This is a genomic window from Candidatus Parvarchaeota archaeon (genome assembly GCA_016866895.1).
In the GTDB taxonomy this organism is placed as follows: domain Archaea; phylum Micrarchaeota; class Micrarchaeia; order Anstonellales; family VGKX01; genus VGKX01.
In genome coordinates, this window is record VGKX01000118.1 from 1 (window position 1) to 3,911 (window position 3,911).

Consider the following 3,911-nt stretch of genomic DNA (forward strand, 5'->3'; position numbering starts at 1 on the left):
CAGAGGGGCAGGCTTTTTCATTGCAGCGCCAATGGCCCCATTTTGAAGTTGAACATGGAACGGAAAGCCAAGGCTGGGTAAAAATTAAAAAAGAAAAAAAGACGCAAACTATTAGCCGCAAATTGTCTAGTTCCTGAAAAACCCTAGAAATCGCAATCTCTAAACAGTTTCAGTAGTCCCTTGGGGGCCTGTGTTTTGTGAAACAGTCCCTGCAGTAAACTGGCCTGCCTTCTGATGGCTTGAAAGGCACTTGGCACTCCTGACCGCAGTCAGAGCATGTAGCCTTGTGCATTTCCCTCGGTCCGCGGTCATAGCCGCCACCGCCTCTTCCGTATCCGCCGCCACCGCGACGATCGTCTTCAAAACCCATTTTTTTCACTCTCGTTTTTATTCTTTTTTTCCCCTTGCGGGAACTTTGCATTATGGTATAGAGCCAGAGTTTATATTCCCATGCCCTCATCCAAATTGAGGCAAAAACGGCTGTTTGCGGCCCCTGGCGGCTTACTCCTGCATCTTTCTTACAACATAAGCGCAAAGGATGCATGCAAGCGAGAAAAGCGCAAGGTAGAGTATCTCGAATATGCTGTCAAAAATTCCAAGACCCTTGATGACAGTTTTCGAAACAGCGCCTGTGACCGAGTAAAGCGGCATGGCCTTGCTCAAGGTGTCAAAGGGGAAGGGCAATACTTCTATTGGGAGTATAGCGCCCGAAAGAAAGATGGATGGGATGCTGATTAAAAGCGAAAGGAGTATTGCTGTGCTTTCCTTCTTGACAAAAAGCGAGAGAAGGATTCCAAATGAGGTAAATACCGCAGGCACTAGGAGCAAGACAAGAATTGCACCGGCAAGGCTTTGGATGTGGCCTACGCCGAACACAAAAATGCCAACAGCAGTAAGTATAAGCAGCTGCAGAAGGCTAATGAAATAGTTTCCTATGAACCTTCCTGCCACGAAGTTGAATGCACCCAAAAATGAGTCCCTGATGCGCTGGTCCATACCCTGGTTTTTCATGCTCACACCCGCAATGATTGGAAGCAATAGAGATGCAAGTATCATGTCTATGCCCATTATTGCCGGGAAAAAAATGTTAATGGTGTTGGAGTTTCTGATTACCTCGACATTTGAAAACTGTATTGGGGAAAGTTCGCTTTGGTCTGTTGAGCTTGAAATGTCGCTCAAGTCCTCATTCACATTTCCAAAGGCAGTTTGAAGTTCTGCAATCCTTCTGTCCCAAATGTCAAGCTGAGTATTTCCCGAAGAGGCATACTGTGAGAGCCTGTCCAAAAATGCCTTTGTATCAGAAGCAGTTGAGGAAAGCTCATTAATCCCAGAATCGGCTTCGTTTAGCTGCGCTTCCAATGTGTCCGCCTTTGCCCGCCAGAGGGAAGCTGCCGAGCTGAGCTGGGACTTCAGGTTAAGCAGGTTGCCCCTGGTTGCGGACAGCTCATTTCTTGCTGCGCTTACTTCATTCCAATACCGGTTCACATCAACCGACATCAAGTCCGACCTTGCCGAATTAAGGTCGTTTTGCGCCGATACAATCTCATTTTTGGCATTTGAAATGGAGTTTAGTGCGGAATTGATTGATGCAATCAAATTCTGGTCGCTTGTTGAGCTTCTTGCCGCCAGAAGCGTGCTTTCGGCCTGCGAAAGATAGTTCCTGTAGTTGTTGAGTTTGCTGTTTGCAGAGTCTATCTTGCCCACATAGACAGAGCGCTTGGAATTGAAGTCGGAAATCATGTTGTAGACTGAAACAAGGCGCGCATCTGCAGCATCAATCCTCGTTACATAATAGTCTATTTGGGAAACCTGGGCTTCAACGTCCCCAATCGAAGACCTGAATTCTGCTAGAGTGGCCTTTGAAGACTGGGTGCTTTGCCTCATTGACTCCACCCTTGCGGACGAAGATGAAAACTTGGATCTGATGCCGTCCAAGTCGTTTGTAAGGGCACTGAGGGCAAACCTGCTATTTGAAATCTCATTTTTATAGTTGCCAAATTCCTTCATGGTCCGCTTGATAATCTTTGTGCTTTTGGCAAGGCTTTCTTGAAGCTGATTTATTGATTTTGCAACGATAATGCCTTTCTGCTCTGAGAGAAGTTCCTCCAGTATTACAATCATGTTGGTTGCAATTATGCCCTTTTGCGGGTCCCTATAAAGCACAACTGACTGCCTGTTCCCGTCCATTCCGACTTTAATCCCAAGCGGAACCTCGCCGCCGCTGACTTTTGAGACCAGTTCCGGCTCCGAATAAACGCGCACCAGCTTGATGCCGTCAATTTGCATGATGGAGCTTGTTATAGAGCCAGTATTGCCTGAGCCATCTTCGTAAATGGCGATTGGTATGTTGCCAATTTTATTGAGAGATGATGAAAACGCCGGGCCAAGAAGAATCATTATGATAAACGGATAGCTCATAATAAGAAAGGAAGTAAGACCCATTCCTAGGATGAACTTCACTTCAGTTATGGTCATGTCGATTAGTTTCATTTTATTACCTGCCTTTGCAAATGAGAGATAAATGCCACTTACTTGTGATGGCCCACAATCCCAAGAAACACCTTGTTTAATGACGGCTCGTGGATTTCTATTTTGCCTATTTTTGTGCCGGCGGCTGCAAAGACCCCTGAAAGCTCTTTCATGCACATGCCTATGTTCTTTTGCGGCGCAACAAGGTAGAATCTGTCCTCAAGTGCCACTATCTTGTCAAAGTGTTTCAGCTTGCCCATCCTTTCCTCCAGGGATTCCATGGGGCATCCGATGTCTGATAGCACTACAAGATAAGGGCCTCCTTTTTGGGCAATAAGCTCCCCTATAGGCCCGATGGCAACGAGCTTTCCAAGAGACAGCAAAGCGACCCTGTCGCTTACCTGCTCCACATCCTCAAGATAGTGGGTTGTGAGGACCACTGTTATTCCATTCCTCTTGAATTTCTTGATTATCTTGTTGATAAGTTCGCGCATTTCAATGTCAAGGCCCGCCGTAGGCTCGTCAAGGAGGATGATTTTAGGGTCCTTGACAACTGACATTGCAATATTGAGAAGCCTCTTGTAGCCGCCTGACAGGTTCTTGGCCTTGATGTCCCTGAATTTTTCAAGCTTGTACTCCTCAAGCAGGAATTGGATTCTTGCATTTGTTTCCTTATTTGCAATGTTGAACGAGTTGCAGGCAAACCTAAGGTTCTCAAATACAGTAAAATCGCGGAAAAAACTGTACTCTTGCTGCACAAGGGCAACCGTGGAGAGCACTGCATTCCTGCTGTGTTTTGCCTCCTTGCCCAAGACAAGCAGGCTTCCATCGTAGTTTCTCTTGATTCTTGATATGCATGAAAGGATTGTGCTTTTGCCAGCCCCGTTTGAGCCCAATAGCGCGAAAACCTCTCCTTCAAAAATGTCAAAACTCACCGCATCAAGCGCGAACCTGTTCTCATATTTTACTGTTAGGTTTTCCGCATGGATTAGGGAGAGCCTTTCAGAGCCCTTGTCTTGACTGGCCTGCGTGTTTGCAGGTGCGAAGGATGAGAACTCAGAATTCAGGTATTCTTCGTCAGACATTGCCTGTCTTTGCGGCACTTGCGGGCTTTCGCTTGAAACCCCTTTATTCATTGATGTTTTGCTAGACAAACAACCAACCTAATGAATCTGCCGCCAGATTCCAGTATATAAAGAAAATTCGCTTTTCACTAGACATTTTTATGCGCCGGGGGAATATTTAAACATGCCGCCGATGGAGAGAAACAAAAAAAGCCGAGGGCATATTGGATGAAGCCGGTTAATCTACAATGTTGGCTCAGAAGCTACTCCGTCAATCACAAGGGTTTTAAGGCCTTCATCCTGGGACGGTATCGTCACAGCCGTTTATGATTACCCAAAAAGAGTTTAATAATTAGCATCAATTAGCAACCACGCTTT

At 46.1% G+C, this 3,911-nt stretch carries 3 protein-coding genes; all 3 read right to left on the reverse strand.

Going from position 1 to position 3,911, the window contains the following annotated elements; all coding sequences use genetic code 11:
* Positions 1-169: 169 nt before the first annotated feature.
* Entirely contained in the window at positions 170-370 is a 201-nt protein-coding gene (locus tag FJZ26_04700) for a hypothetical protein (GenBank protein ID MBM3229704.1), read from the reverse strand.
* A gap of 131 nt (positions 371-501) precedes the next feature.
* Positions 502-2,490: a hypothetical protein gene (locus FJZ26_04705; GenBank protein ID MBM3229705.1), complete on the reverse strand. Its 1,989-nt coding sequence runs from the start codon at positions 2,488-2,490 to the stop codon at positions 502-504.
* Between the two features lie 38 nt (positions 2,491-2,528).
* Positions 2,529-3,623 (reverse strand): ABC transporter ATP-binding protein, encoded by a 1,095-nt coding sequence (locus FJZ26_04710; protein ID MBM3229706.1) that lies wholly within the window; start codon positions 3,621-3,623, stop codon positions 2,529-2,531.
* Positions 3,624-3,911: the final 288 nt, after the last annotated feature.

Coding starts and splice junctions, on each gene's coding strand:
- FJZ26_04705 (MBM3229705.1), bottom strand. CDS start 2,490: ATGAAACTAATCGACATGACCATAACTGAAGTGAAGTTCATCCTAGGA.
- FJZ26_04700 (MBM3229704.1), bottom strand. CDS start 370: ATGGGTTTTGAAGACGATCGTCGCGGTGGCGGCGGATACGGAAGAGGC.